This is a genomic window from Salibacterium sp. K-3 (assembly GCF_054052005.1).
In genome coordinates, this window is sequence record NZ_JBSVZE010000001.1 from 1,499,132 (window position 1) to 1,525,687 (window position 26,556).

General features: G+C 45.3%; 29 protein-coding genes. 18 read left to right on the forward strand and 11 right to left on the reverse strand.

Features of this window, described 5'->3' with window-relative positions:
* Window positions 1–17 precede the first annotated feature (17 nt).
* Window positions 18–3,026 carry an efflux RND transporter permease subunit gene (locus ACW9JV_RS07425; RefSeq protein WP_457332861.1) on the forward strand — a complete coding sequence of 1,003 codons (3,009 nt, stop codon included), beginning with the start codon at window positions 18–20 and terminating at the stop codon, window positions 3,024–3,026.
* 589 nt (window positions 3,027–3,615) lie between these two features.
* Here the strand turns inward: ACW9JV_RS07425 and ACW9JV_RS07430 are convergent.
* Entirely contained in the window at window positions 3,616–4,170 is a 555-nt protein-coding gene (locus ACW9JV_RS07430; protein ID WP_457332863.1) for a DUF2569 domain-containing protein, read from the reverse strand.
* A 407-nt stretch (window positions 4,171–4,577) separates the two neighbouring features.
* Between ACW9JV_RS07430 and ACW9JV_RS07435 the strand changes: the two genes are divergently transcribed.
* From ACW9JV_RS07435 to ACW9JV_RS07450, 4 genes are all read left to right on the forward strand, one after another.
* Window positions 4,578–5,513, forward strand: a complete 936-nt coding sequence (locus ACW9JV_RS07435; RefSeq protein ID WP_457332865.1) for a DUF6612 family protein — start codon at window positions 4,578–4,580, stop codon at window positions 5,511–5,513.
* 277 nt (window positions 5,514–5,790) lie between these two features.
* Window positions 5,791–6,651, forward strand: a complete 861-nt coding sequence (locus tag ACW9JV_RS07440) for a ComEC/Rec2 family competence protein (protein WP_457332867.1) — start codon at window positions 5,791–5,793, stop codon at window positions 6,649–6,651.
* Window positions 6,652–6,659: 8 nt separating this feature from the next.
* Window positions 6,660–6,914: a hypothetical protein gene (locus ACW9JV_RS07445; protein WP_457332869.1), complete on the forward strand. Its 255-nt coding sequence runs from the start codon at window positions 6,660–6,662 to the stop codon at window positions 6,912–6,914.
* A gap of 1 nt (window position 6,915) precedes the next feature.
* Window positions 6,916–7,197: a hypothetical protein gene (locus ACW9JV_RS07450; RefSeq protein ID WP_457332871.1), complete on the forward strand. Its 282-nt coding sequence runs from the start codon at window positions 6,916–6,918 to the stop codon at window positions 7,195–7,197.
* Window positions 7,198–7,205: 8 nt separating this feature from the next.
* On the opposite strand, the gene ACW9JV_RS07455 is transcribed toward ACW9JV_RS07450, so the two are convergent.
* The 3 genes from ACW9JV_RS07455 to ACW9JV_RS07465 all read right to left on the reverse strand — a co-directional run bounded on the left by ACW9JV_RS07455 (window position 7,206) and on the right by ACW9JV_RS07465 (window position 7,986).
* On the reverse strand, window positions 7,206–7,376 hold the full coding sequence (locus ACW9JV_RS07455; protein WP_457332873.1) for a hypothetical protein: 171 nt from the start codon (window positions 7,374–7,376) through the stop codon (window positions 7,206–7,208).
* Window positions 7,318–7,713, reverse strand: coding sequence for a S8 family peptidase (locus tag ACW9JV_RS07460; RefSeq protein ID WP_457334640.1), 396 nt, complete (start codon window positions 7,711–7,713; stop codon window positions 7,318–7,320). Before ACW9JV_RS07460 ends, ACW9JV_RS07455 begins: the two co-directional genes overlap by 59 nt.
* Window positions 7,714–7,830: 117 nt before the next feature.
* Window positions 7,831–7,986, reverse strand: coding sequence for a small acid-soluble spore protein P (locus tag ACW9JV_RS07465; RefSeq protein WP_457332875.1), 156 nt, complete (start codon window positions 7,984–7,986; stop codon window positions 7,831–7,833).
* A gap of 419 nt (window positions 7,987–8,405) precedes the next feature.
* Between ACW9JV_RS07465 and ACW9JV_RS07470 the strand changes: the two genes are divergently transcribed.
* The 4 genes from ACW9JV_RS07470 (at window position 8,406) to aceA (ending at window position 12,802) form a co-directional block, all read left to right on the forward strand.
* On the forward strand, window positions 8,406–9,518 hold the full coding sequence (locus ACW9JV_RS07470; protein ID WP_457332877.1) for a mechanosensitive ion channel family protein: 1,113 nt from the start codon (window positions 8,406–8,408) through the stop codon (window positions 9,516–9,518).
* 128 nt (window positions 9,519–9,646) lie between these two features.
* A complete protein-coding gene (locus ACW9JV_RS07475) occupies window positions 9,647–10,672 on the forward strand; it encodes an HD-GYP domain-containing protein (protein ID WP_457332879.1) in 1,026 nt (341 codons plus the stop codon).
* Window positions 10,673–10,811: 139 nt separating this feature from the next.
* On the forward strand, window positions 10,812–11,378 hold the full coding sequence (locus tag ACW9JV_RS07480; RefSeq protein WP_457332881.1) for a hypothetical protein: 567 nt from the start codon (window positions 10,812–10,814) through the stop codon (window positions 11,376–11,378).
* A 152-nt stretch (window positions 11,379–11,530) separates the two neighbouring features.
* On the forward strand, window positions 11,531–12,802 hold the full coding sequence (gene aceA / locus ACW9JV_RS07485; RefSeq protein WP_457332883.1) for an isocitrate lyase: 1,272 nt from the start codon (window positions 11,531–11,533) through the stop codon (window positions 12,800–12,802).
* A gap of 24 nt (window positions 12,803–12,826) precedes the next feature.
* Here the strand turns inward: aceA and ACW9JV_RS07490 are convergent, their stop codons facing one another.
* On the reverse strand, window positions 12,827–14,044 hold the full coding sequence (locus ACW9JV_RS07490) for an MFS transporter (RefSeq protein WP_457332885.1): 1,218 nt from the start codon (window positions 14,042–14,044) through the stop codon (window positions 12,827–12,829).
* Entirely contained in the window at window positions 14,031–14,465 is a 435-nt protein-coding gene (locus ACW9JV_RS07495) for a MarR family winged helix-turn-helix transcriptional regulator (RefSeq protein ID WP_457332887.1), read from the reverse strand. The genes ACW9JV_RS07490 and ACW9JV_RS07495 overlap by 14 nt, the downstream gene beginning before the upstream one ends.
* A gap of 216 nt (window positions 14,466–14,681) precedes the next feature.
* Between ACW9JV_RS07495 and dapD the strand changes: the two genes are divergently transcribed.
* The 4 genes from dapD (at window position 14,682) to ACW9JV_RS07515 (ending at window position 18,815) form a co-directional block, all read left to right on the forward strand.
* Window positions 14,682–15,407, forward strand: coding sequence for a 2,3,4,5-tetrahydropyridine-2,6-dicarboxylate N-acetyltransferase (gene dapD / locus ACW9JV_RS07500; protein WP_457332889.1), 726 nt, complete (start codon window positions 14,682–14,684; stop codon window positions 15,405–15,407).
* Between the two features lie 76 nt (window positions 15,408–15,483).
* Entirely contained in the window at window positions 15,484–16,698 is a 1,215-nt protein-coding gene (locus ACW9JV_RS07505) for an aspartate aminotransferase family protein (RefSeq protein ID WP_457332891.1), read from the forward strand.
* Window positions 16,695–17,816, forward strand: coding sequence for an N-acetyldiaminopimelate deacetylase (locus ACW9JV_RS07510; protein WP_457332893.1), 1,122 nt, complete (start codon window positions 16,695–16,697; stop codon window positions 17,814–17,816). Before ACW9JV_RS07505 ends, ACW9JV_RS07510 begins: the two co-directional genes overlap by 4 nt.
* Window positions 17,817–17,909: 93 nt before the next feature.
* Window positions 17,910–18,815 (forward strand): NAD(P)/FAD-dependent oxidoreductase, encoded by a 906-nt coding sequence (locus ACW9JV_RS07515; RefSeq protein ID WP_457332895.1) that lies wholly within the window; start codon window positions 17,910–17,912, stop codon window positions 18,813–18,815.
* A 50-nt stretch (window positions 18,816–18,865) separates the two neighbouring features.
* On the opposite strand, the gene ACW9JV_RS07520 is transcribed toward ACW9JV_RS07515, so the two are convergent.
* Window positions 18,866–19,663, reverse strand: a complete 798-nt coding sequence (locus tag ACW9JV_RS07520) for a mechanosensitive ion channel family protein (RefSeq protein WP_457334642.1) — start codon at window positions 19,661–19,663, stop codon at window positions 18,866–18,868.
* A 189-nt stretch (window positions 19,664–19,852) separates the two neighbouring features.
* On the opposite strand from ACW9JV_RS07520, the gene ACW9JV_RS07525 reads away from it, so the two are divergent.
* The 3 genes from ACW9JV_RS07525 to ACW9JV_RS07535 all read left to right on the forward strand — a co-directional run bounded on the left by ACW9JV_RS07525 (window position 19,853) and on the right by ACW9JV_RS07535 (window position 21,640).
* Window positions 19,853–20,401: a peroxiredoxin gene (locus ACW9JV_RS07525; RefSeq protein ID WP_457332897.1), complete on the forward strand. Its 549-nt coding sequence runs from the start codon at window positions 19,853–19,855 to the stop codon at window positions 20,399–20,401.
* 36 nt (window positions 20,402–20,437) lie between these two features.
* Entirely contained in the window at window positions 20,438–20,884 is a 447-nt protein-coding gene (locus ACW9JV_RS07530; protein ID WP_457332899.1) for a TlpA family protein disulfide reductase, read from the forward strand.
* Between the two features lie 90 nt (window positions 20,885–20,974).
* Window positions 20,975–21,640 carry a potassium channel family protein gene (locus ACW9JV_RS07535; protein ID WP_457332901.1) on the forward strand — a complete coding sequence of 222 codons (666 nt, stop codon included), beginning with the start codon at window positions 20,975–20,977 and terminating at the stop codon, window positions 21,638–21,640.
* A gap of 73 nt (window positions 21,641–21,713) precedes the next feature.
* Here ACW9JV_RS07535 and rnjA read toward each other — a convergent pair whose 3' ends face one another.
* Together rnjA and ACW9JV_RS07545 are read right to left on the reverse strand one after the other, a co-directional pair.
* Window positions 21,714–23,381 (reverse strand): ribonuclease J1, encoded by a 1,668-nt coding sequence (rnjA, locus tag ACW9JV_RS07540; RefSeq protein ID WP_457332903.1) that lies wholly within the window; start codon window positions 23,379–23,381, stop codon window positions 21,714–21,716.
* A gap of 3 nt (window positions 23,382–23,384) precedes the next feature.
* The gene (locus ACW9JV_RS07545; RefSeq protein WP_457332905.1) at window positions 23,385–23,594 is read right to left on the reverse strand and encodes a DNA-dependent RNA polymerase subunit epsilon; all 210 of its coding nucleotides are present in this window, start codon (window positions 23,592–23,594) and stop codon (window positions 23,385–23,387) included.
* Window positions 23,595–23,933: 339 nt separating this feature from the next.
* On the opposite strand from ACW9JV_RS07545, the gene ACW9JV_RS07550 reads away from it, so the two are divergent.
* Complete coding sequence (locus tag ACW9JV_RS07550) at window positions 23,934–24,710, forward strand: Cof-type HAD-IIB family hydrolase (RefSeq protein ID WP_457332907.1); 777 nt, start codon at window positions 23,934–23,936, stop codon at window positions 24,708–24,710.
* 16 nt (window positions 24,711–24,726) lie between these two features.
* On the opposite strand, the gene def is transcribed toward ACW9JV_RS07550, so the two are convergent.
* Together def and ACW9JV_RS07560 are read right to left on the reverse strand one after the other, a co-directional pair.
* Window positions 24,727–25,272: a peptide deformylase gene (def, locus tag ACW9JV_RS07555; protein ID WP_457332909.1), complete on the reverse strand. Its 546-nt coding sequence runs from the start codon at window positions 25,270–25,272 to the stop codon at window positions 24,727–24,729.
* 165 nt (window positions 25,273–25,437) lie between these two features.
* Window positions 25,438–25,590, reverse strand: a complete 153-nt coding sequence (locus ACW9JV_RS07560) for a YjcZ family sporulation protein (protein WP_457334644.1) — start codon at window positions 25,588–25,590, stop codon at window positions 25,438–25,440.
* A 239-nt stretch (window positions 25,591–25,829) separates the two neighbouring features.
* Between ACW9JV_RS07560 and ACW9JV_RS07565 the strand changes: the two genes are divergently transcribed.
* A complete protein-coding gene (locus ACW9JV_RS07565) occupies window positions 25,830–26,507 on the forward strand; it encodes a YkyA family protein (RefSeq protein ID WP_457332911.1) in 678 nt (225 codons plus the stop codon).
* Window positions 26,508–26,556: the final 49 nt, after the last annotated feature.

Genomic DNA, 26,556 nt, shown 5'->3' on the forward strand with positions numbered 1-26,556 from the left:
TTGAAAGAAGGGATAATATGAATTTGCTTAAGGTTTTGTTGAAGAGAAAGTTTATTGTTGCCTACGCCATCATTGGAATGATTGTGGTAAGTATGATGTTCATGGATACATTGGAAAATCAGTTTTATCCAGAGGTGACTCATGACACGGTGACGGTATCAGCTGAAGCTTCCAATGTACCTGCTTTAGATATGGAGGAAAATGTAACATATCCAATTGAAGAGGCGCTTTCCAATGTAGAAGGCATTCAAGGATATGAATCTGTTTCAACTGATGGCTTAAGCTCAATTACAGTTACCCTTCAAGAAGAGGTTGGGGATGAAGCTTATGAGCAGCTAAAGAATGCGGTAGGTGATGTGGAAGGAAGTATCTCGACTGCTCAAGATATAGAAATTTCTCGTAATACATCTGCACAGCGCTATGAATTTTACATGGATTTATATGATGGAGATATGGGAACCATGACTACCTTTGCAGAAACGACATTAAAACCGCGATTGGAATCTCTCCAGGAAGTTAAAGAAGTGAGAGTGGTTGGTCAAATGGAAAGGACCGTCATGGTTCAACTAGAACCTGAACAGATGAATCAGGCGGGTGTAACGTATGATGAAGTAGAGAATGTGTTACAGCAGCAAAATAGCAATGTTTCGATTGGTCGCTCCAATGCAGAAGAAGGTACCCCTTTATTAACATGGAATACAAGTTTACAGGATATGGAGGAAATCGAAAACCTTCTCATTCCTTCTGAGAACGGTGTTGTGCATCTAAGCACCATTGCAGATATTAAAGTTGATGAAAGCAGAAATAATCAAGAACTATGGCGTGATGGAGATAACAATTATGTGTGGGTGTCTGTAGGTAGAACAAATGAAGCCACGCAAGCGGGGTTGACTCAAGCTGTCAGATCTGAATTAAAAGCAATTGAACAAGAAGGAAATATAGATGGATTTGTATTGGATGAAACAATCGTTCAATCAGACTTTGTAGAAAGTTCCATCGGCAATTTGCAAACAAATGTCCTGATTGGAGGTTTCCTCGTTGTTCTTGTCCTCTTTTTGTTTCTGAGAAATGCGGCAGCAACAGTCATCATGGCTATATCTATTCCTGTTACGGTTCTCATGACGTTTTTGCTGATGGCTTTGTTTGATTTTAGTATCAACTTAATCAGCTTGCTGGGTATTGGAATTGGATTAGGTATGGTTGTTGACTCTTCTATCGTCATTATGGAATCCATCTATAAGAAAAAGGAAAGGGGACTTGATGATAGGGAAGCCACCATACAAGGGACCAAAGAAGTTTTTACCCCAGTCATTGCTTCAACCCTCACAACGATTATGGTTTTTTTACCTATCGGCCTCATCAGCGGACAGGTGGGGGAGTTTGCGAAGGTGATTGCAGCGGTTATCGTCTTTAGTCAGCTCTCTGCACTCATTATTTGCTTTACCTTTATTCCTGTGATGTCTGAAAAGTGGTTGAAAGTCAATCAAAAGAAGGAATCTTCTAAGCCATCTGCCTTTTTTGCAAGGATCGATCGCTACATTGACTGGATGGGTAAAAAGACAAGAAGAAAAGTGGGAATCGTGCTTCTGTTTTTTCTGGTATTTCTGGCCTCTCTATCTTTGACATTTTTTACGCCTGTCACTGTTTTGCCTGATTTTTATGACCGTCAAGCTGAATTTTATGTTGGTCTTGAGCAACAAACAACCCATGAAGATCGTGAGAGGGTAGCGGCAAGGATGTCTCATTTCCTTTCAGAAATGGAAGATGTTGAAGGGTACAACATCCGTAACTCAGGACAAAACCAAATGTATCTTTATGTCAAGATGACGCCTGAAGAACAAGCAACGATTTCACAAGACGAAATAAATTCAGTGATTCATGCCCAGTTACAAGAGATGTCTAAAGAGTACCCTATTACCGCTTCTGGATCTGTGACATATCCCATTCAAATATCAATCAAGGGTGATAATTTAGATGAGCTTCGGGGATTGGCAGATGGTTTGGGTACTGAATTGGCTGATATTCCCGGGATACAAGGTATTACTAGTACTTTTGAAAACAGTCGTGATGAACAACGGATTGTTGTTGATCGTTCAAGTGCCGCCATGGATGGGTTGACCCCTACGGATATTAAAGATGAATTAACCCTTTTGTCCACAACGAGAGAAACGGGCGCTATCAAGGCAGAAGGTTTTTCAATACCTGTTATGCTGTCTTATGGAAACGATATTCAAGACGCTGCTTCCCTTGAAGAAGTAAAGATCAACACAAATAATGGGGAAAAGCCGCTAAGTGATTACATTACATTCGAAGAAGCACTTTCGCCAAATGAGATAGCCCATGAAGATGGAGAAAGAGTTATTCAACTACTTGGGGATGTGGATGGTCGAGACCTCAGTGAGGTTAGTGACGATATTTATCAAGTCGTTAACAATTATATGGTTGAACCAGGGTACTCCGTAGAAGTTGGTGGACAAATTGCCGATCAGGAGACAACTTCACAAGAAATGTATGTAGTATTACTATCAGCGTTACTCCTTGTCTTTGCGATTATGTCCATCCAGTTTAATAGCTTGATTCATCCGTTCGTTGTCATGAGCGTGATCCCGTTGACACTCACTGGGGTATTAGCTGGTTTATTTGTTACTCAAACAGACCTTAACCTGCTCTCCGCAATGGGAATGTTGATCTTGATCGGAATTGTTGTGAACAATGGAATTTTGCTTATTGACCGAATGAAACAGCTTCGTATTGCTGGAATGGAACGATATGATGCGATGAAACAGGCGTGTAAGGAAAGGTACCGGCCTATCTTTATTACGTTTATTACTACGGTTTCAGCCATGATTCCATTGGCGATTACAACAGGTCACGCTGGACAGTATCAACAGCCGATGGCCATTGCGCTTATCTTTGGTCTTTCATTCTCCATTTTTATTACGTTGATGTTCTTACCTGTTGTTTATGTTTTACTTGAAGATAGCGCTCAAAATATGAAGGCTCGGTTTACAAAAGATAAAAAATGAATAAAACTACTATAAATTTAAATCAAGTTAGATACTTTATTTGGCCGGATCAAACCTATGGTGGCTTGAAATAAAGTTGAACAGTATGGAAAAGAATTGAACAGTTCAGCAAGGATGGTGCCGAACTGTTCAATTGATAGCCGGCTTATTTGCCGGACGTATGGTCCGCCATGCGCGAGGGCAGTATCTATCCATATTCCGCGGTCATCCATGGAAAGCCTGTTTCATCCGTTTATTCCATCGGTACACCCCAACGTAAAGCAGACAACACACTCTCTATTGTCTCAGGCTTTCCTACCGATTAGTGTCGTGTTCACCTATGGAAACCCCAAAGGTTTCTTTGTGTTGTCGCAGCCCCCTTTTCCAAAAGAGACGAAGACAGGAGCAGAGGGCGGCGCTGCCCGCGGAAAACGTCCGCCTGCAGCGGATGCCTCTTTGCCTCCAGGTAGCGGACGAATTGTTCTTTAAATGCTTTCGAAAAGCTCTTCCGTACTCGTTTGGTGATTATATTGATCTCCGTTTTTATTTGCTGTGACCTTCATTGATATCTGTCCAACGAAGTGTAACCTATCCAATGATCTCCCTTATATTATTGGACGAAAGTATTTTTTACTCTTTGAGATACGAAAAAATAAGGTACCCAAATGGCACAACCTATTATTGCTCCTGCAAGGGAAGAATACAAGTCGGTTTTTATTTCGTTCATTTCAAAATAAGGAATAGTTGTTAACACGTTATAGGAAGCAAAAGCTAAAATTGCTCCAATGATGAAGCGGCTTAACAGAAATATTATCATTAGTGGGGGAAATATCTTTTTTTTCATAAACAGTAGTATTAATAGGACAATAGTGAATACGACCAAAACGATGTGAAATATCAATTCAAAAATGATAAGCGGTCCATGAAGTGGATGGTATAATGATCCATCAGGCTGTGATATTTCCTGCCACATTACAGGATTCAAAATAACTTCCCCATCTGTAATGGCTATAAAGAATGAAAATATTAGACCAATGCCCAGGACTGTAATTACTATTATTAACCAACCACCAATTCCTTTCACCTCACTCTTTGTCGCAGCAACTTCTCCATCTTTAGAAGATTCTATTTCCTCATCTTTACGTTTCTTTGAAGAATTAATCACTGTAGAAACGATATACCATATTAATAAAATAAGTGGAAAAAAATAAAAATGTCATGTAACGATATAAGGAAATCTACAAATAAATACATGCCTATAAACGAGGCTATACCAATAATTATGTACACGTAATTCATCATCCCACTCCTTTCAACAAATATTATAGTACTACACATAAATTATAAAAAAAAGAATTTTTTGGATTAAATTATATGTACCTTTTATCATGTAATGTTAAAGTAATAAAGTTTTTTGGAGAATACAGGTCCATTATCGCGGAACCTTTGTCGGATTTACAAGGTTTGTGTAGAAGGATAGAATCAGTTTTGGATAATTTTTCATGAACGTACCGTTATTTACATAACAAATAAAAACAAAAATGGTGCAAATATGTTATAGGGGGAATAGAGATGAAAAAGTTAAAGTGGGTTTTAGCAGCATGCGCTTGTACATGGGTATTAACCGCTTGCGGGGAAAACGAAGCAGAAGAGAATGCAGGGGCAGAGCAGCCTGAAGAAACAGGGGAAACAGAGGAATCTGATTCTGAAAATGAAACCAATGAAGAGGAAGCTCCGGAAGAAGAGTTGTCTGTTGATGAGATTATTACGAAGTCGACTGATGCGATGAACGACATGAACAGTTATCACATGGAAGGGAATATGGAACAAACGATCACAGCCGGGGAAGAAGAAATTCCAATGGATTTCGAAGTATCTTCGGATATAAGTGAAGATCCATACAAGATTTATCAAGAAGTAAATGCTCCAAATCCAATGGGAGCTGGAAAAATGAGTATGGAACAATATGTAGATGAAGATGGAACATTTTATATGTATATGGCTGAAGAGGACCAATGGTTAAAAGCCGGGGCAGACTATACAGGAATAGACCAATTAACACAAACGACGGAAGTGTCAACGGAAGAACAGTTGGAACTAATGAAACAAAGCTCAGAAAACATTTCAGTGGAAGAGGAAGAAGATCGTTACGTGTTGAGCGTAGACGGTTCTGGAGATGATTTGTTAGAGATAGGAAAAGAGTTTGCAACAATGGGAACAAACACGGAGGCACAAGCAAGCGAAGTTGAGCAGATGATGGAGGCCATGAATATTGAAACGTTGAATTATGTAGTATCTATTAACAAAGACACTTTCTTTACGGAAGACATGGATATCGATATTGACATGGATGTGGAAGAAGGAGGAGAGACAATGAGCTTCTCTCAATCTGCTTCTTTTACCCTTTCTCAATTTAATGACATTGATGATATAGAAATTCCCCAAGAGGCGATTGATAATGCTGTTGATATGAGTGAATTAGAAGAAGGTACGGGAACGATCGAATAGGTAACTATATCATAAATAAAAAAAGGTTTCGATTATCAAAACAAGATAATCGAAACCTTTTTTATAAGAAGGAGATTAAAGGAGTTAACAATTGATGGACTAATCATCAAGAAGTCCCCCTTCCTCAGGAAGCAGTCGAAGCCATTTATGATAACAGCCCTGTAAATGTGGCTTATCATGTAGGGGGTGAAGCCGTAATTTTAAGCTGAAAAAAATTCAGGACTCAATTTTTTTCTATTCTGTGGAAAGATAAGGCTGACAATTACCGGGAGGGACGATGATGACATTCAAGAAGCACATAGTGTCGACCGTGCTCATGGGATGCATGTGTACGCCGATGATTTCTGCGGAAGAGAAAACGGAAAACCTGAATATGCATTTCCTGGATGTAGGACAGGGAGACAGCATCCTCGTTGAACCGGACGGAGGGGGAGGGAATCTCCTTATTGATGGGGGCATGCATGGATCGGAAGAAGAAATCATGGACTATCTGGAAGAAGAAAACATCGACAGCCTGGAATGGATGGTTGCAACACACCCCGATGTCGATCATATTGGTGGGTTAATTGAAATACTGAAGGAAGTGGAAGTCGAAAATGTTCTCGACAGCGGGAAAGAACATACCACAAAAACGTATCAGGAGTACCTGGAAGTGATCGAGGAACAGGGCATTCATGTTGTGAAGGCGGAAGAAGGGGAATACCTGGACACACAAACCGCTGAAGTACAAATACTGAATGGATATAATGAAAGCGAACTGATGAATGAGTCCTCGATTGTCCTTCATTTCACGTATGGAGAAACCGAAGTGTTACTTGCCGGCGATGCTACGGTTGAAAATGAAGTAGAAATGATGGATGAATATGACGTGGAAGCCGACGTATTGAAGATTGGCCACCATGGCGCACAAACGTCTACAAGTGCTGCATTTGTGGAAGCTGTACATCCGGAAATAGCCATTCTTTCTTATGGTGAAAACGACTACGGCCATCCTTCTGCAGATGTAGTAAAGACACTGCGGGAGACAGACGTTGAACTGTACAGCACCTATGAATCCGGTAACATTGAAGTTTCATTAAGTCATCAAAGTCTCCATGTCGTCGGAGCAGAACCCTGGACCGGTGATGGAAACGGGTAGAAAGATGTATGAAAAAAGGAAAGGGAATAAAATGGAATCACCAGATAAAAATCAAGGAGAATGCAGTAATAAAAAAATATGATGAAGGGTTTCTTTTAGTGGAGTATTTAGAGAACGCATCTTACCATCGAAAAGAAGAAAGCATTCTGTCTGTCACCCCTTCCATTCTTGCCGCATTATGCCAACTCAGTGAAAATGCTGGGTTTGAAGGATATGTTGCCATTAATATCAAAAGGAACGCCCGATTATTTGGAGGTATTTAACATGAACAGATTAAATGAGGTGACAGAAGGTTGGTTTTCAGTAATAATAATCGGTATGGTAGGAGCCATCATTATATATTTTAGTCTTTCCTGTATTTTTAAAAACAAGGGACGTTATTTCCCTGATATTGTTACCATTTTAATTGGAGCACTTATCATTATTTATGGCATCTTCTTTGTTGGAGGTTGGCAAACACTTGGAATTATGATGACCACAGGCTGCGGAATCTTAACCAGTTTGATTTTTACTTTAATTAAGGTTATTAGAAAAAAGGTGACATGAATCATCTCTTAAAAGTATTTCTTGTGTTCTAGCTTTAATTTTTCAGATGTCTTTATAACGTCAAAGAACGTTGGGTGCTTATTTGAGTTTCTTCGATTAATGATGAACGTTTTAATAGTCTCAAACGTATAAAAATGTAATAGTAATGCCAGCCCTCCAGATACATGCGGGGCAGCCATGGAGGTTAGCCGATATAATCCCGGCTACGTGAGTACCATGACCTAAACTATCATGAAAATCTGTTTTATCCTGACCATCTATAAAATTGAAACCACTAATAATATTAGAATTTAAATCAGGGTGATCTTCGTCGCACCCAGAGTCAATAATGGCAATAACTACCCCTCTACCTCTTTTCGATTCATCCCATATTTCAGGTGCATTAATCCAAAATGTATAAAAATGATTTTGAATCCTATGAAAAATTTTACGAAGAACTAAGTGCCCCGTATAAAGACATTTCTGTTGAGACCGGTTGGGGAGCCGTGTGGAATAAAGCGCTTTTATGTAAAAGATTCATTCGGCTAAATAAGTGTGAATAATAAGTATTCCACGAAGAGTGCAGTCTTTTGTACCAGGCTGCCTCGTCGTGGAATGTTTTCTTCATGCCGTTTTTGGGTTCTTTACATATATTCACATATCATGGGAAGCATTCTTTTTCTGTCGGGTGTGGTTCTGGTTTTTCACTTTATGGGATCCGTCCATTGGTTCACCGTACGGTTGTTTCGGCGGCTGCGGCAGATCTGGTTTCTCCTGCTGCTTCGGGCCTTTCCGGTTTTTGGAGGACATCGGCCCCCTCCTTTCTTTTTTGTGTAGGGTGTGTCATGGGAGCAAAGGATATACACAGACGCGTGCTTTTTAGTAGAATAAGACATATGCATGATGAAAGGAAAAGGAGTATGCTATGCTGTATACTGCCCTTCTGTTTTGTCCATGGGGTACTGTGGAAGCCAGATAAGGGACACATCCCCTCTGGGAGTGTCCAGTACGGTAATATCATGGACAGAATAAAGGTAGAAACCGTCTAAAATGTCGAATATCGAAAAGATATGGACTTTTTTATGACGGTGCGCCGCTGAATTGTCTTGAAATACTGGATCATGGACAACTCCGAAAGCCGTTTGTCCTGATGAAGCAGGGAAGTCTCATGACAGAATAAGCCATCAACCGGAGAGACGGAATCGGGAGTTACATATGGAGGGAAAACGATGGATGTAGTGATGGATGTGATCTATCAATGGCGGGATGCTGTGCTTGGGCTGCCCTGGCAGGAGATCGGCGTTGCCTGTCTCATCTTTCTCGTGGTATTCGTATTTCGTAAAGTATTCACCAGATACATTTTTAAAATCATCATGAGGTTTGCGAAAAAGTCGCCGACTTCCTTTTTTACCAACATGCTGACGTCGTTTGAAAAACCGGTGCGTTTTTTTATTGGAGTGCTCGGTATCTACCTGGCGGTGTTGTACCTGCCGATCCCGCCCGATCCGATGAATGTCATTAACACGATTTACCGTTCCATTGTGATCGTGGTGATCGGTTGGGGACTGTTCAATTTTTCATCGACGAGTTCGAGCCTGTTCCATCGTTTTTCCCATAAAATAGAAGACGGTTCGGACAGTATGATCATTCCATTTATGTCGAAGTTGACCCGGTTTGCCATCGTCCTCCTGACGATAACGTTGGTGGCCTATGAATGGGGTTACAATATTAACGGTCTCGTTGCAGGACTTGGTCTCGGCGGTCTGGCGGTGGCACTCGCTGCCCAGGAAACGTTGAGCAATTTTCTCGGTGGCGTGATTATCGTCACCGAACGGCCGTTCAAAAATGGAGACTGGATTGAAACGCCAACGGTGGAAGGGCTTGTGGAAGATATCAGCTTTCGGAGCACGGAGGTACGCACCTTTGCGGATTCGCTCGTTACGGTTCCCAATAAGGTTCTGGCTAATGAGGCGATTACGAACTGGTCGGAGATGCATGTTCGCCGGATTACATTTACGGTAGGTGTGGAATACGCGACACCCCCTGATAAATTGGAAAAGGTCGTATCCCGGATTGATCAGATGCTGCGGGACCATGATGAAGTGGATAATGAATTAATTCTCGTGCGGTTCAGTGAACTGAATGATTCTTCCTATGATATTTATCTTTATTTCTTTACGAAAACGACCGCCTGGGTTGAATGGTACAAAGTGAAAGAGGAGATTAATCTCACCGTCATCCGGATTCTTGAAGAAGAAGGAGTGAACCCGGCTTTTCCATCACGGTCTCTGTACATGGAGAAAATACCGGAAGGATGGGAGTATCCGCATTCCAAAGAATAGGTACGCCTTTTCTCAAAAGAACTGTTTTCTTATGGGAAAAAGGTTCCTTTCCTAGTGGGGGTGGTTACATCTTCTTTTCCCTCCGATATAATAGAACAAAGGCTTTCATGAATGAAAGGTGATCGGACATGCGTTACACATTAATCGAGAATATAGAGCAGGGGGATAAGCTGGCTAAGCATATTTATGCTTCCGACGGGCGAATCTTGTTGAATGCCGGGATTCCCTTGACTGTAGGAATGATTTCAAGGCTTCACCAGATGGGTGTACAGGCTGTGTTTCTCGAAGATGAACAGCTGAGTGACATTACCGTAGAAGAGGTGATCACGGAAAGAACGAAACGGGCAGCCACCTCGGTTCTTTCCGAATCGTTTCAGTATGTGCAGCACGGCGGCGATCTGGATACGAAAAAAATTTATAAAACAGTTTCCTCGCTGCTTGAAGAAATCATGGCCAATAAAGATATTCTACTGAATCTGACAGATATCCGGACCGAAGATAATGCCCTTTATTCCCACTCTCTGAATGTATGTATGATGGCTGTTTTGACAGGAATAAAAATGAACCTGGACCAGGAGAAGCTGCAGGAGCTTGCTGTCGGAGCTTTGCTGCATGATATCGGCAAGATTCTTCCCGCGCGAGCCGGAGAAGAAGATGACCATACGTGGAAAGGGTTTAACTTTCTCCGTCGAAACAAGGAAATCAGCACTCTTTCTTCTCACATCGCACTTGCCCATCATGAGCATATTGACGGAAGCGGGGAACCGAGAGGACTGGAAGAGGAAGATATTCATCTGCTTGCCAGAATAACGGCTGTTGCGGATTATTACGACAACCTGGTAAATGGTACATACAATAACCGGCCTCTGCAGCCGTTTGAAGCGTGTGAAAAGCTGCTTGGATTGACGAATTATAATTTTTCCCACAACGTGGTATGGAAGTTCATGAGAACGATAGCTTTTTATCCGACAGGGAGCCAGGTGAAACTGACGTCGGGAGAGGGAGGCGTTGTTGTCCAGCAGCACCGGGGACTGCCGCAGCGGCCGATTGTACGGACTTTCAAAACCTACGGTGGAAAAACGGACGAATTTGAAATCACTGACCTTGATCTGGCTGAACATACCACATTGTTCATTGAACATTCCATGGAATGATAAAAGAAGCTGTCCACCGGGGCAGCTTCTTTCGTTTCACGTATGGGACGAAGGTATTAATTTACGAAACTTCTTCATTTGCGGTGTGAAAATGCGGTAGAAGGGAAATAAGAATGACAGAAGAAAGGAGGAGGCTCTGTTGAAAAACATAACGACAGTCGTCATTATCACCTGCTCTATACTGATTACAGCCTGCGGATCATCAGACATCCAGGAAAAAGGCGCTGGACAGGCGGCTGAAACCTACGACCACCCCATGGAAGAAAAACAGCCTCTCTCCGGCGTGAAAAGTGTAACGGATCAGAAAAAGGAGAGCGTATATCAGTTTAACAGCCTGTTTGAAGATGAAGCGGTTACTACCCTGTTTTCCCTTCTTGAGGAAAAACGGGAGACGATAGAGAACGAAGCCGGTACACCTCTGGAAGAAGGGTCTTTTGAAGGAGCACCGTTTATCCGGTATGAAAACGGCACCTTTTTCTTCTCTCCGGATACAGAAAAGGCGCAGACTTTCGCCGTTCAGCATCCCCCGCTCGAAGCCGAAGATATAGAAGCGCAGCTTGGATCCCCGGATGAGACGTTGGTTAACGAGATGGAAGGATTATGGACGGAAAAATATCAATACGAAGACGGTACAATTATTGTAGAAAAAGCAGAAGAGACGTCAGAGAAGATCACCTGTATCTGGCTTGAAATAAATGAAGAGTAAAAAACCGGCAGAAGCCGGTTTTTTTAATGTCTAATTGTTATAAAACAGAAAATTTTATAAAAACTATTGCATAACAGACATTACTGTTATATTATAATTAACATAAAACATAAACTGTATTAAAACAGTTTATAAAGAAAGGAGAGGGAATAATGGAGAAAGAACAAGCTCAAACATTGCGTGAAACCTGGGAAAACGAAACAAGGTGGGAAGGGATTAAAAGGCCTTACAGCGCGGAGGATGTCATCCGGCTGCGGGGATCCATGCCGGTGCAGCATACTCTGGCAGAACACGGAGCGGAAAAATTGTGGCATATGCTCCGGACAGAGCCATTCGTGCGCTCCCTCGGCGCACTTACAGGCAATCAGGCAGTGCAGCAGGTAAAAGCAGGATTGAAAGCGATTTATCTGAGTGGATGGCAGGTAGCGGCAGATGCGAATCTGTCCGGGCAGATGTACCCGGATCAGAGTCTCTATCCATCCAACAGTGTGCCCAATGTCGTAAAACGGATCAATCAGGCACTGCAGCGGGCTGATCAGATTCAGTATATGGAGGGAGAAGGAAGCACCGACTATTTCGCGCCCATTATTGCCGATGCCGAAGCTGGTTTCGGGGGACAACTGAATGTATTTGAATTAATGAAAAGCATGATTGAGGCAGGAGCCTCCGGGGTTCATTTTGAAGATCAGCTTGCGTCCGAGAAAAAATGCGGCCATCTTGGCGGAAAAGTACTCCTTCCGACACGGACAGCGGTTCAAAATCTGATATCCGCCCGGCTGGCTGCAGATGTCAGCGGTACAGATACGGTATTAATTGCAAGAACCGATGCAGATGCTGCTGATTTAGTAACAAGTGATATCGACCCTTATGATCATACATTTCTTACCGGAGAGCGCACGGAAGAGGGTTTTTACCGCACAACTGCCGGAATGGATCAGGCCATTGCAAGAGGCCTCGCTTACGCCCCATATGCTGATTTAATCTGGTGTGAAACGTCGACCCCTGATCTGGAACAGGCACAGCGGTTTGCAGATGCGATTCACGAAAAGTTCCCGGGCAAGATGTTGGCTTATAACTGTTCTCCGTCCTTTAACTGGCAAGGTAACCTGGATGATCAGACAATTGAAGATTTCCAGGCGGAACTCGGAAAAATGGGCTACAAGTTCCAATTCGTGACGCTGGCCGGCTTCCATGCGCTCAACCACAGCATGTTTGAACTGGCTCATGGTTACAGCAGACGGGGAATGGCTGCCTATTCTGACATGCAGCAGGCGGAATTTGCAAGTGAAGCTAAAGGTTATACTGCGACCCGTCATCAAAGAGAAGTAGGCACCGGCTACTTTGATGAAGTATCACAGATCATTTCAGGAGGAGCATCTTCCACGACAGCGATGAAAGGATCGACAGAAACGGCGCAGTTTTAGCAAGAAAAGCCGGAACACGGGCTGTTATCTGCCCGAGGTTCCGGCTTTCTGCTCCTTCCAGGCTGTGCGCGGCTGAGGGCTTCTTTCCTGCAGGAGGAAATGAAATCCGACGGACAGCAGAATGACAAATACAGCACATCCGGCAAACAAGATGGAAAATCCGGTGTAGGACACGACAATGCCGAGCAGAAATGACCCGGCAGCGATACCGGAATCAAACATCATGAAAAAAGTAGCGGTAGCATAATTGTTCCGTTCCGGCGATGCCGCCTGTACAGCAAGAGACAGTAAACACGGTAGCAGGGTGCCGTAGCCTATTCCGATGAGACCGGCAGAAATCAGAAACAACACAGCGGAAGACGACAAACTGAGCAGGCCTAGACCGGCGGCAAAGATAAACAGGCACGGCATGATGACGATTTTCGATCCGCGTTCGTCAAACAGCCGGCCGAGATAAGGACGGCTGCTGAGCATGGTGAGGGCAAAAACAAGGAAAAAATAACTGGATACTGCTTCCATCCCCATGTCGGCGGCATAGACGGAAATAAACGAAATGACCCCCGAATAGGCAAAGGCCACCAGACTGCTGACGGCGGCAATCGGGAGCGCTTTTTTTTCGATTAGATCGTGAAGAGATAACGTCTGACCGGAAGATTCGGCAGACGGGGCATCTTCTGTTGGATGCACGAAAAACGCGCAAACCACACCGATGCTCATAATAATGCTTAAGAGCACAAACAAAAAGGAATAGGACATGAACTGTGTCAAGGTCAGTCCGAGAAACGGCCCGGCAACGACTGCCAGATTCATCGACATTGTAAAGTAGCCGAGACCTTCACCGCGGCGGGATTCAGGAACGACATCCGCAGCGATCGCTGAGGTTGCCGTCGTCAGGATACCAAAAGAAATACCGTGGAACACGCGCAGCAGCATGAGCGGAAGAAACTGATCAACCAGGATATAGCCGTATGTGGAAAGGGTAAATACAGCCACACAGATCAACAGGATCTTCTTTTTCCCAACCCGTTCCATGATTTTACCCGATAACGGACGGACCAGAATGGCGGTAATGAACATTGCGGTAACGGCAAGACCGCCCTGGGATTCGGTGCCGTCCAGCTCATAGATGACATAGAGAGGAAGCGTGGTAAGCAGTGTGTAAAAAATGACAAATACGATAAAATGAACAATGGAAATACTGAAAAAGTCTTTTGTCCAGATTGGTTGTTTAATCTGAGTCATGATGATCCCTTCTTTCTTCCGTTCCAAGTTTCTGCAACAGCGTGTAAAGCTGGTCTGCCTCTTTTTGGGTCAAGGAGCCTGTAAAATGCTGCTCCACCTGTTCAACGCTTTTAATCACCAGCGGAAGGTCTGCTTCAGCTTTTTCTGTTAAGGAGACAATGCGTTCCCGCCGGTCCCGGCCGTATTGTCTTGCGACCCATCCGTTTTCTTCCATTTTCGACAGTGTACGGGTGACCGTCGGTGCTTCGACCTGAAGGTATTTCCAGATACCTGTCTGTGTCATCGGCCCCTGTTTCAGGAGGACATAAAGAATCGTCCATTGGGAGGCATACAGTCCGTGCTGCTGAACATGATCGTTGAGGTCTTTCGAAAAACTTCGTGCTTTCTGATTTAATAAGTGAATCAATCCGTTTGTATCCATGGCGCACCTCATTTTATTTACTTAAGTAAATAATTGCAGACTTAAACAGTATAACGATCTTTCAACCCCCTGTAAACCGGGATTTTTCATGAAAGGGGATTCAAAAAAAGCGCCTGCTTCCCCTTGATGAATAAGGCATTAAATAAGATGGAATGGTTTCTTTCGCCCTTTTCGTATGATACTCTATGAAAGAGAATACTTGAGGAGGCGCGTGATATGAAGCAGATGGATGCCAATGAAATTATTTCCTTTATTTCGGGGAGTGAAAAAACGACCCCGGTGAAAGTACATATTAAAGGGGACGGCCTGGAAACTATTGGCTTCGGCAACGATACGAAGCGGTTTATCACCGGTAATACAGGAATTCTTTTCGGAGAATGGAAAGATATTAAAAAAGGGATAGAAGAAAACCCGGATAAAATCGAGGATTATATTGTAGAAAATGACCGACGCAACAGTGCAATTCCTCTTCTGGATCTCAAAGATATCCCGGCACGGATTGAACCGGGTGCTGTCATCCGTGACCAGGTGGAAATCGGCAAAAACGCTGTTATTATGATGGGAGCCACTATTAACATTGGTTCCGTTGTCGGTGAAAATACGATGATCGATATGAATGTTGCATTAGGCGGCCGGGCTACAGTCGGAAACAACTGCCATATCGGTGCGGGATCCATCCTGGCCGGTGTTATTGAACCGCCGTCGGCTCAGCCGGTCGTTGTGGAAGATGGCGTTGTCGTCGGCGCAAACTGCGTGATTCTTGAAGGAGTTACGGTTGGAGAAGGCTCTGTTGTTGCAGCAGGGGCGGTAGTAACGGAAGATGTACCGCCGAATACCGTCGTTGCCGGCACACCAGCCCGTGTGATCAAGGAAATTGATGATCAGACAAAAGGAAAAACGGAAATGAAACAGGAACTACGCCGCTTAAACGAAGACGAATAATGTGACAATGCCTGCCCGGCCTGAAACGCTGTTTTTCGGCCGGGCATTCTTCCATCTAAAGAAGGGACGTATAGGTATGAACTGGATGAACATGGACAAGCAGTATATGATGGATACATATCAGCGCCTGCCCATTGCTGTAGCGAAAGGAGAAGGGAACTACCTGTATGATGAAGAGGGAAACAGCTACCTTGATTTATTTACAGGACTTGCCGTTAATATATTAGGCCATTCCCATCCTCATCTGATGAAAAAGCTCGAGGAGCAGTCGAGGCAGTTTCTGCACATTTCCAATGTGTTTCTGAATACACCGGCAATTACGCTTGCGCGGAGGCTGGTCGAAGAGACCTTTCCGGGAAGGGTCTTTTTTGCCAATTCCGGAGCGGAGGCCGCAGAAGGGGCCGTGAAACTGATTCATAAATGGAAAAAGACACAGACCGTTCCCGGGGATGGGATCGTTGTTCTCGAGAACAGTTTTCACGGACGGACACTCGGCACCGTACAGTTAACACGCCAGCAAAACATATATCAGGATTTTCCAGCAGCGGATTATCCGGTATATGAAACGATTCCGGAAGATCTGGAAGCACTGGAAGCCCTTTTTCAGGAAAAGAAGCCGTCCGCTCTGTTGATGGAACCGGTACTTGGTTCCGGCGGGATTATGCCGCTGTCCCGGGAATTTCTCGAAGGGGCGGCTGCATTGTGCCGGCGTTATCAGGTGCTGTTCTGTCTGGATGAGATTCAGACCGGCATGGGGAGAACCGGAGAACTGTTTGCCTATCAGCATACGGATGTTACGCCGGATCTGCTGCTTTTTGCGAAAGGAATCGGCGGGGGCCTTCCGCTCGGCGGCTTCATTGCCGGGGAAGGTCTCGATACCTTGTTTGAGCCGGGGGATCACGGCACTACCTTCGGACCGAATCCGTTAAGTGCCGCTCTCGGGAATGCAGTACTTGATGTACTGCTTGAGCAGGATGGACTTGAAATAGGAAGAGAACAGGCCGCGTATTTATGGAACAGCCTGGAGTATCTGAAGGTAAGAAGCGGCGGAGTCCTTCGGGAAATCCGCGGCCACGGTATGATGCTCGGCCTCCGGCTGCAGGCGCTTCCGGAAGATGTGCAGCGTATCCAGCAGCAGCTGCTCCGGCGCGGGTTCATGGTCAATGTGACCCAGAAGACGATTATCCGGCTGCTGCCGCCGCTGACGCTGGAGAAGAAGGATATAGATAAATTTGTGGGAGCACTGGAAGAAGAACTTTCTTCCTGCCCGAAGGGAGGCATCCACGCATGACAGAAGAGGAACTGCTGACGTTGCGGAGAGAACTGCATCAAATTCCGGAACCGGGGTTCGAAGAATGGAAAACGCAGAGCCTGCTTCTTCAGAAAATACAGGACATGCCCCAGACTCACCTTACTGTGCGCCCATGGCGCAGCGGGATATTTGTGTTTGTCGAAGGGGCGGAACCGGCGAAAACGATTGCTTACCGCACCGATATGGACGGTCTGCCGATGCATGAACAGACAAACTATTCGTTCCGGTCGACCCATGAGGGATACATGCATGCGTGTGGACATGATGTGCATATGACGATTGCGGTCGGCATTCTTTCTCATTTTGCAGAACATCAGCCGGAAAATAACATATTGTTTTTATTCCAGCCTGCTGAGGAAGGGCCGGGCGGAGCCCTGCCGATGCTTCGGTCACAGCCATTTCAGGAATGGAAACCGGATGAAATGTATGCTCTTCATATCGCTCCTGAATACCAGACAGGCACGATTGCCACAAAACCCGGCCTTCTATTTGCCAATACGTCGGAACTGTTTATGGATCTGAAGGGAAAAGGCGGACATGCCGCAAGGCCTCATACCGCCAATGACATGGTCGTAGCAGCATCGCATCTGGTTACTCAGCTTCAGACGATTGTCTCCCGCAATGTCGATCCGGTGGATGCTGCTGTGGTAACTGTCGGGACGATATCCGGCGGAACGAAACAGAATATCATTGCAGAAACGGCGAGGCTCGAAGGGACGATCCGTACGCTTTCCCTGGAAAGTATGAAAGAAGTAAAAGAGCGGATCCGTTCCATCACTGCCGGTATCGAAACGAGTTTTAACTGCGGGATTTCCATCGACTGGGGATCGGCCTACTGCCAGGTAAACAATAATCCGGCACTTACCGAAGACTTCATGCACTTCACCGGGCAGGATAGCAGCATGGAACTCATCGAATGCCGAGAAGCAATGACAGGGGAAGATTTCGGTTACTTTCTCGAAGAGGTGCCCGGCTTCATGTTCTGGCTCGGAGTGGACACACCGTACGGCCTTCACGACGCCCGTCTGGAACCAAAGGAAGAAGCCATCGCACCGGCCGTTTCCCACATGATATCTTACTTATCCCGTTCATCTTAAGCTGCTCCTCCCGGGAGCAGCTTTTTTCTGCAGGAGAAAAGGATAATCCTCTCCTTTTCTATTCACTCTAAGAATAAAAAGGAGATAAGCGTCATGGTGCGGACAGAAGTGGCAGTGATCGGAGGCGGACCGGCGGGACGAAGTGCGGCTCTGGTTCTTGGCCGGGCATTACGGGATGTCATCCTTATGGATGATGGAAAGCCGCGCGATATGGTGACAGCAGTCTCTCATGGATTTTTGACAAGAGACGGAGAAGCACCGGAAATGATACGGCAGAAAGCAGCAGAAGAACTGAGCGGCTATTCTTCTGTTCAGCAGTGGACAACGAGAGTAAGTCATCTGGCAGCTGCAGGTGAGGGTTTTAGGCTCGAAACGACGGATCACCGGCAGATTGAATGCAGAAGGGTAATTGCAGCAACCGGAAAAAAAGAGACACTGCCTGCTGTTCAGGGAATGGAGAATGTCTTCGGGAAAAGTGTATTTGTCTGTCCTTACTGCGACGGCTGGGAACGTCGAAATGAACCGCTTGCCGTGTTTGGGAGCGGCGAAGGTATCGTCCGCTATGCTTCTTTAATTCAGAACTGGAGTACAGATATTATGGTATTTACGAATGGGACGCCGCTTTCGTCCGAACAGAAACAGGAGCTGTTGGATCATGATGTTGAAGTGATGGAAGCTCCGATAAGTGAATGTGTATCCCAAAGCGGCAGATTGGAATATGTACGTGTAGAAAACGGTGATGTATTTTGGAGGACAGGTGGATTTGTGATGGGAACCGGAAGAAAGCAGGCGTTTGACTTTCCTCCTTCCCTCGGGGTCCACCGCAATGAAAAAAATGAATATGAAACGGATCGCCACGGACAAACGAGCGTGAAAGGACTTTATGTTATAGGAGATGCAGGACATTCCTTTACCGGACTTGTCTGCGCAGCCGCACAAGGATATGAAACAGCTGTTCATCTGCATCAGAACCTCCTGGACGAAGAATGGCGGCAGTAAAAGACAACCGTGGAACAAAACAACGTTTCCGCGGTTTTTAAGTGGGACTGTTATTTCTCCTGACGCTTATCCAGATAAACCTGGTGAGGATACGGTATATCAATTCCGTTTTTATCAAGTGCTTCTTTGCAGGCTTTACGAAGCTTGCGCTCGATGCCCCACTGTTCCATATTTTCCGTCTTGCCGAGTATACGGATTACAACATCCGATTCTCCGATTCCCTGTACCCCGAGAACGTCCGGACCTTCCTTGATGGCAGGTTCTTCAGCTGCCAGTTGATCGCACACATCCTGAAGAACCCGAACTGCTTCATCAATATTATCGTCGTAGGATATGCCGATGTCGATCATCGCACGCATGTTACCGCGCGAATGATTATTGACGTTGCTGATATTGCGGTTCGGAATAAAATGAAGGGTGCCGTCAAAGCCCCGGAGCTGGGTGGTACGAAGTCCTACTTCTTCGACAATGCCGTCGACTCCCCCTGCCGTTACGTAATCTTCCACGTCGATCTGCTTTTCCAGCAGAATAAAAAACCCGGTGACTACATCGCTGACAAGACCCTGGGCTCCGAAACCGACAGCGAGACCGATCACTCCGGCACCAGCGATAATAGGGGCTATTTTAAGACCGAATATCCCGATAAGTATTGTGATGAAGATAAAAATCAAAACGTAGGAAAATACGCTGATCGATAACTTCATAAGGGTCTGCACCCGGCCTGGATGCATGTTTCGTTGTTCCTGCATGCGGGAAAATGCGCGATTTATGATTTTCTTTCCAACAGCAAGGACAATAAAAAAGGCAATCACCAATAATAAAATTTTGGCTGTCCCTTTCATTAACATGGATATGTCCAGAAATTCTCCCAAAACGTGTCAACTCCTTTTATATGTCATTCGTTGTTTCCGTACCCTGTAAGAATTCTGTCGAAACACTGTATATGGTGACAATAAAAATGATTATAACATAATGACGCGAGCTGTATAAGATAACATAGAGATCTCAGCCACAGTGTAAGGAAAGGAGCAAGTATGATGACCAGACAGAATGTTGTCGATACACCGGCCCCGTTATTTACAGGGCGGGCTGTTTTTCAGGATCATTCGACAGGTACCGTTGACCTTTCGTCATTTCTGAACAAGAACAGGTGGATCGTACTGTTTTTTTATCCGATGGATTTTTCCATTATCTGCCCAACGGAACTGACGGCACTTCATAACCGTATGGAAGACTTTGAAGATCTTGACGCAGACATACTCGGCATTTCCACGGACTCCACGTATGTTCATAAAGCGTGGAGGGAAACACCGCGCAGTGACAATGGAATAGGAGAACTTTCATTTCCCCTTGTTGCCGATACAAGTCATCAAATTTCCAAAGCTTACGGGGTGCTTCAGGAAACAGAAGGAACGGCCGCCAGAGCGTTATTTATGATCAATCCTGAAGGAATTATAATGTACTGTCTGGTTCATCATGACAGTATTGGAAGGGATGTCAATGAAACGCTCCGGGTGCTTGAAGCACTGCAGACCGGGAAACCATGTCCGGCCGATTGGCAGCCGGAAACTCCACGGCAGGAATAGAATACAATAGAATCTAAAAACAGGGAGGAGGTCACCATGAAACGAACACTGACACTACCCCGCTTCACGGGAGATGAAATCTGGCTGAATGAATCATGGACGAACCGGGAAGGAACTGACGGCCATCCCATATTCGTTCATTTCTGGTCGCTTAGCTGCAGCCACTGTGCAAACGCGATGCCGTCATTAAACCGTCTGCTTCACCATTACCGCTCCACCCTTGATATTCTGTCGGTGCACATGCCCCGTTCTGCAAAAGATAAGGATGTAAATAAAGTAAAGCAGAAAGCAGCGGCACTCGGTGTCACCCACGCCCTGCTTGTGGATCAGGATCGAAAGGTGTCCGACGCTTTTCGTAATGAATACGTTCCATCCTATTATCTGTTTCGTCCGGATGGAGTTTTGTTCCATACACAATCCGGAGACAGCGGCATCCGTCTTCTTAAAAAAAAGATCGACCGGCTGCTTAACACGAGCTGGTAAAAAAGCATGAACCTGTTTTTGCGCCGACTCCATTCATCGTTTAAAATATAAGAAGCTGTAGAAATTGAACGAACTTTCGGAGGATGAATCATGAAAAAACAATTTGCGGTGATCGGTCTCGGTCGTTTCGGTGGAAGTATATGTAAATCTCTTGTGGAAGAGGGAAGCGAAGTTCTGGCGATCGATCAGGATGAGGATAAAGTCAATGAATTTTCTTCGCTGGCAACCCAGGCGGTCATAGCGGATACAACAGATGAGAAAGCGCTCCGGGGACTTGGTATCCGGAATTTTGACCATGTCATTGTTGCTATAGGAGATGATATTCAATCGAGTATACTGACTACACTGATTCTTGTTGAGATGAACGTTAAACATGTGACAGTAAAAGCGCAGAACGATTATCATGAAAAGGTGTTGAGCCGGATCGGCGCCGATGAAATTATTCATCCGGAACGGGATATCGGCGTGCGGATTGCCCATAACGTCGTATCAAAGAACGTGCTGGACTATCTTGAACTATCCGATGAGTACAGTATTGTGGAACTGGCTGCGGGCCCGACCATTGATGGGGAAACAATTGTAGGACTTGACCTGCGTTCCAAATACGGCTGTAATATTCTCGCTGTCAAAAGGGATGAAAATATCCGTGTTTCCCCCCGCCCGGAAGAAAAAATAGCGGAAGGGGATATTCTGATCGTCATCGGCGCCGATGACGATATTAACCGGCTGGAAACACGCTGGATCGACGAAACATAATCCCTGCATTCGCAGGCGCTTTTTCTTTCACCATGAAAAAGGAGCTGACCCGGACAAGGGACAGCTCCTTTTTTTATACTTCCATAATAATGGGAAGAATCATCGGCTTTCGTTTTGTTTTTTCATACAAATACGGAGAAAGCTGATCGATGACTTCGTTCTTGATTTCCGCCCACTGGGTGGTTTTGCGTTTCATCACTTCCTCGAGATGCTTGGTTAATTTTGTCTGGGCATCATTAATGAGATCACTGGATTCACGCATATACACAAACCCGCGGGAAATGATATCCGGTCCGGCGGAGACTTTAAAGTTTTTCATGTCAATGCTGACGACAACTACAACCAGCCCTTCTTCGGATAGGATACGGCGGTCGCGCAGGACGATATTTCCAATATCTCCAATGCCGTTCCCATCGACATAGACAGATCCGGATGGTACTTTTCCGAGAGGGGAGGCACTTTTTCTCGTTAAAGCAAGCACTTCACCGTTTTCCATCACAAAGGAATTTTCCTCTGGAATGCCGCAGTCCCTGGCAAGCCGGGTGTGCATTTTCAACATCCGATATTCGCCGTGGATCGGCATGAAATACTGCGGTTTTAACAGACGGAGCATTAATTTCTGCTCTTCCTGGCCTCCGTGGCCGGACGTGTGAATGTTGTTTAATGAACCGTGAATAACTTTTGCACCTGCTCTGGAAAGCTGGTTGATAATCTTATTAACCGAGAGGGTATTGCCGGGAATCGGTGAACTGGAAAAAACAACCGTGTCTCCAGGGATAATCTGAATCTGGCGGTGGGTTCCGTGGGCTACACGGGAAAGTGCCGCCATGGGTTCACCCTGACTTCCGGTACATAAAATGGCAGCCTGGTTGTCCGGTATCCGGTTCAGCTGGGCTGCATCCACAAATGTACCTTTCGGAGCTTTGATATAGCCGAGCTCCTGTCCGATTGTAATCGACGATTCCATGCTGCGGCCGAAAACGGCAATCTTCCGCCCGTGTTGGACAGCAGCTTCCACCGCCTGCTGCAGCCGATATATATTAGAGGCAAAAGTGGCAAATATCAGCCGTCCTTCCGCCTGCCGGAAAATATTGTCGATACTTTTTCCGACCGTACGTTCCGACATTGTAAAGCCGGGGACTTCACTGTTGGTGCTGTCCGATAAAAGACAAAGGACACCTTCTTCCCCGATCTCTGCCATTTTTGAAAGGTTTGCCGGTTCACCGACCGGCGTGAAATCGAATTTGAAATCTCCTGTCTGCACAATGTTGCCTTCCGGCGTATTGACGACAATGCCGAAAGAATCCGGAATGCTGTGGGTTGTCCGGAAAAAGGAAACCTTTGTTTTTTTGAATTTAATGACCTGATCTTCATTGATAACATTTAGTTTGGCTTTTCTCAGCAGGCCGTGCTCTTCCAGTTTTCCTTTCAGGAGACCGACCGCGAGTTTTCCGCCGTAAATAGGGACATTCACTTCCCGGAGCAGATAAGGAATGCCGCCGATATGGTCCTCGTGACCATGTGTTACAAAAAGCCCTTTGATTTTATCCTTATTACGGGCCAGATACGTATAATCAGGGATGACATAGTCAATTCCCAGCAATTCGTCTTCTGGAAACATAATTCCGGCATCAATAAGGATGATTTCATCCTGATATTGTATGGCGTACGTATTTTTGCCGATTTCGCCTAGACCTCCGAGCGCGAAAACAGCAACCTGATTTTTTTTCATCTGCTTCATGCTTTACAGATTCTCCACTTTGAAATCTTCTTTTTTCTGTTCATGCTTCAACAAGGCCTCGGAAACCGGTTGAATGAATTCGATATTGTAGTTTTTATCCGCCAATTTCTGCCGTACTTCGCGTTCTGTTTCCGCTTCAACAAACAGAGCATCTGTGTTTTCACGTACAGGAATCTGGTTAAAGTCTTTCTGGTAAAATACTTTAAAAATCAAATGTATCTCTCCTTTTTCTATATGCATTAAGACATGTACGCTCCGCCGGCTCCGGTTCCGGCAGTGCACACGTCTTTATAAACGAACATGAATGGCATCCATTCCCCATTATAAATCAAATGACGAAAATGAACCATAAAGAACTTTCTCGAAGTTCGGGCGGGCCGCAAGTATTCAATTAACAAATTGTAATGGATATCGGCTTATTTTTCAATAGAGGGAAAACTCGGCATATATGCCTGAAATGATTCGTGAAGCATTCCATTCCATATGTTACGATATATACTGTGCCGCCGGGAACGCAGAAATAAACATAGAAAGCAGTAAGGTGATTAAAATATGAAAAAACCGTCTATTGTTTTTTTTGACATTGATGGAACGCTTTATACTCATGAAATGACGCTTCCATCCTCTGCAAAAAAAGCGATCAAAGAACTCCAGAGAAATGGAATATATACAGCCATAGCCACAGGACGTGCACCGTTTATGTTTGAACCGCTCCGCCGGGAGTTGAATATCGAAACATTTGTCAGTTTTAATGGGTCCTATGTAGTGGCTGAAGGCGAAGTGATTGACAAAAAGCCACTTCAAACAGACAAGGTGGCCGAGCTTCATTCTGAAGCCGGCAGACTGCAGCATCCATTGGTATTTCTCGACCATGAACAGGCAGCGGCGGATGTGGAGGAAGATCAGCAGATTTCAAAGGGGCTTGGTGATTTAAAAATGCCTTACCCGCCGATGAACCGGGAGTTTTACAAAAGCAATGAAATATATCAGGCGCTTTTGTTCTGCGGACCGGAAGCTGAACAGAACTATCGGGACAATTTTGACACGTTCCACTTTGTACGCTGGCACCAGCTGGCTGTCGATGTGTTACCCTTCGGAGGCTCTAAAGCAGAAGGAATCCAGGCGGCGGCGGCTCATCTCGGTTTTTCCATGGAAGATACAGCAGCATTCGGCGACGCCCGGAATGATATGGAGATGCTGCGGGAAGCAGGTATCGGCATTGCGATGGGAAATGCACTGGAGGAAGTAAAACAGGCGGCCAATATGGTCACATCTCCTGTTTATGAAGATGGAGTAAAACAGGGGCTGGAGCGGATCGGTCTGCTTTAAAAAGGACGCCGGAGCTTTATAAAGCCCCGTCGTCCTTTTCTGTTTCCGGTATTTCCTCTTCAATCCGGTCATAAAACATAACACCGTTCAGATGGTCCAGTTCATGCTGAAAAACAATGGAGGGGAGATCACGCAGCCGCAGCCGCACGTGTTCATTCTCGAGTGTTATCCCTTCCAGTGTAATCCGTTTATAGCGAGGAACATTTCCAGGTACGTCACGGTCCACGGAAAGGCAGCCTTCTCCGCCTTCCAGGTGGGTCATTTCCACGGAATGTCTCGTAATTTTTGGGTTGAAGAGGCCGTAACTGTACAGGCGGTCTTTTTCATCTGTCACGTGCACCGCAAACATCCGCTTGTTAATACCAAGCTGTGGGGCGGCGAGCCCGACGCCGGAGCGGAGGTCATATTTTTCTGCCGTTTCAGGGTCCTGGCTGTTTTTCAGAAAATCGAGCATCTCCTGCAGCGTTTCTTTATCTTCGTCGGAAGGGGGCACCGGCACTTCTTCGGCAACTCTGCGGAGTGCGGGGTGGCCTTCCCGTACAATATCGTTCATTGTTATCAAGGTGGATCCCTCCGGTTGACTCATAATATGCAGCTGAAAGATCAGGATAATAAAATAGTATAACAAATATAAAGAGAAGGCAAAAGCAGACACCTGTTGAGAGTGCCTGATGTATCAGGAAAAAAGAAAAAGAGGGGGAATCCCCTCTTTTTCCAGCAGCCTGCATTAGTCTTTGTAATCGGTTTTTGAAGCTCCTACGATGATGAGAAGGATAAACAGCACTACGATCAACGCGAAAGCTTTACCTCCGCCGTATCCGCCGTATCCGCCGCTGCTGTACCCACCGACCTGATTCTGTCCGTAGTATGGTTGATACATTTGATTGTTTCCCCACATAAATATTCCCTCCTTCAAGGCGATGGCTGATAATAGGTCATTTCCCTACCACCCTATGTCAAAAGTGGAAAAATGAATGGGCTCCTACCTAAAATGATGTTTGTTGATTTACAGTATGAGTTGTTTTATGATTGTGAGGGTAATAAGGTAATAACGTAAGAAATACACATATGAACTGTCAATATATGTGGGGAGCAGGGTGCAACAGGGAGGAGAACAGATTGCTTATACGTAACAGAATGCTGTATTTGTATGCTGCGTCGGTTGCGCTGTTGTTGAGCGCCTGCGGCGCCAGCGCTGCTGAACAGGCTTACACCCATCTCGAAGAGGCGGTATCTCTCGAGGAAGGGTTTGAAGAGCAGCAGGAACCAATCATGGACCTGGAAGAAGAAGAACAAAAGCTATACGAAGAGATGCTTTCACTCGGGACGGAGGAAATGGACCAGATCCAGTCCTTGTCCCAAGAAGCTGTTGAACTGGCAGAAGAAAGGAAGCAGCTCGTGGAAAAGGAAAAGGAAAGTATTGAAGCGGCATATGAGGAATACAAGCTTGCAGTCGAACAAATGAATCAGGTAGAGGGAGCAGGAGAAGAGGCAGAGGACGTCCAGCAGGCCATGGGAAACCGCTATGAGGCCTACCAGAAGCTGTATGAAAGCTACAGGAAAGCGGTGGAACAGGATATAACGCTGTATGAAGCATTTACGAATGAATCCTTAACCATTGAGGAACTGCAGCAGCAGATCGATGAAGTCAATCAGCAGTACAGCCGGGTTGTGGAAAACAGAGATGCTTTCAACCAGTACACGGATGAATACAATCAGGCTAAAGAAGCCTTCTATGAAGCTGCAGAACTCAATATCAGCAGTACAGAATCAGAGGAAGTGGAAGACTCGGAATAATATTACTGAATGAAAACTGTTTTCGGGAGCGTGCCCGGAAACAGTTTTT

What these genes read in the sequence shown, in the direction of transcription:
- ACW9JV_RS07550 (WP_457332907.1), top strand. Translation starts at nt 23,934, where the DNA reads ATGAAAAAACCGTCTATTGTTTTTTTTGACATTGATGGAACGCTTTAT.
- ACW9JV_RS07445 (WP_457332869.1), top strand. Translation starts at nt 6,660, where the DNA reads ATGAAAAAAGGAAAGGGAATAAAATGGAATCACCAGATAAAAATCAAG.
- ACW9JV_RS07470 (WP_457332877.1), top strand. Translation starts at nt 8,406, where the DNA reads ATGGATGTAGTGATGGATGTGATCTATCAATGGCGGGATGCTGTGCTT.
- ACW9JV_RS07425 (WP_457332861.1), top strand. Translation starts at nt 18, where the DNA reads ATGAATTTGCTTAAGGTTTTGTTGAAGAGAAAGTTTATTGTTGCCTAC.
- ACW9JV_RS07530 (WP_457332899.1), top strand. Translation starts at nt 20,438, where the DNA reads ATGAAACGAACACTGACACTACCCCGCTTCACGGGAGATGAAATCTGG.
- ACW9JV_RS07520 (WP_457334642.1), bottom strand. Translation starts at nt 19,663, where the DNA reads ATGTTAATGAAAGGGACAGCCAAAATTTTATTATTGGTGATTGCCTTT.
- ACW9JV_RS07455 (WP_457332873.1), bottom strand. Translation starts at nt 7,376, where the DNA reads ATGGCTGCCCCGCATGTATCTGGAGGGCTGGCATTACTATTACATTTT.
- ACW9JV_RS07515 (WP_457332895.1), top strand. Translation starts at nt 17,910, where the DNA reads ATGGTGCGGACAGAAGTGGCAGTGATCGGAGGCGGACCGGCGGGACGA.
- ACW9JV_RS07450 (WP_457332871.1), top strand. Translation starts at nt 6,916, where the DNA reads ATGAACAGATTAAATGAGGTGACAGAAGGTTGGTTTTCAGTAATAATA.
- ACW9JV_RS07495 (WP_457332887.1), bottom strand. Translation starts at nt 14,465, where the DNA reads ATGGATACAAACGGATTGATTCACTTATTAAATCAGAAAGCACGAAGT.
- ACW9JV_RS07510 (WP_457332893.1), top strand. Translation starts at nt 16,695, where the DNA reads ATGACAGAAGAGGAACTGCTGACGTTGCGGAGAGAACTGCATCAAATT.
- dapD (WP_457332889.1), top strand. Translation starts at nt 14,682, where the DNA reads ATGAAGCAGATGGATGCCAATGAAATTATTTCCTTTATTTCGGGGAGT.
- ACW9JV_RS07435 (WP_457332865.1), top strand. Translation starts at nt 4,578, where the DNA reads ATGAAAAAGTTAAAGTGGGTTTTAGCAGCATGCGCTTGTACATGGGTA.
- ACW9JV_RS07475 (WP_457332879.1), top strand. Translation starts at nt 9,647, where the DNA reads ATGCGTTACACATTAATCGAGAATATAGAGCAGGGGGATAAGCTGGCT.
- ACW9JV_RS07505 (WP_457332891.1), top strand. Translation starts at nt 15,484, where the DNA reads ATGAACTGGATGAACATGGACAAGCAGTATATGATGGATACATATCAG.
- ACW9JV_RS07535 (WP_457332901.1), top strand. Translation starts at nt 20,975, where the DNA reads ATGAAAAAACAATTTGCGGTGATCGGTCTCGGTCGTTTCGGTGGAAGT.
- ACW9JV_RS07525 (WP_457332897.1), top strand. Translation starts at nt 19,853, where the DNA reads ATGACCAGACAGAATGTTGTCGATACACCGGCCCCGTTATTTACAGGG.
- rnjA (WP_457332903.1), bottom strand. Translation starts at nt 23,381, where the DNA reads ATGAAGCAGATGAAAAAAAATCAGGTTGCTGTTTTCGCGCTCGGAGGT.
- ACW9JV_RS07465 (WP_457332875.1), bottom strand. Translation starts at nt 7,986, where the DNA reads ATGTCCTCCAAAAACCGGAAAGGCCCGAAGCAGCAGGAGAAACCAGAT.
- ACW9JV_RS07560 (WP_457334644.1), bottom strand. Translation starts at nt 25,590, where the DNA reads ATGTATCAACCATACTACGGACAGAATCAGGTCGGTGGGTACAGCAGC.
- aceA (WP_457332883.1), top strand. Translation starts at nt 11,531, where the DNA reads ATGGAGAAAGAACAAGCTCAAACATTGCGTGAAACCTGGGAAAACGAA.
- ACW9JV_RS07490 (WP_457332885.1), bottom strand. Translation starts at nt 14,044, where the DNA reads ATGACTCAGATTAAACAACCAATCTGGACAAAAGACTTTTTCAGTATT.
- ACW9JV_RS07440 (WP_457332867.1), top strand. Translation starts at nt 5,791, where the DNA reads ATGATGACATTCAAGAAGCACATAGTGTCGACCGTGCTCATGGGATGC.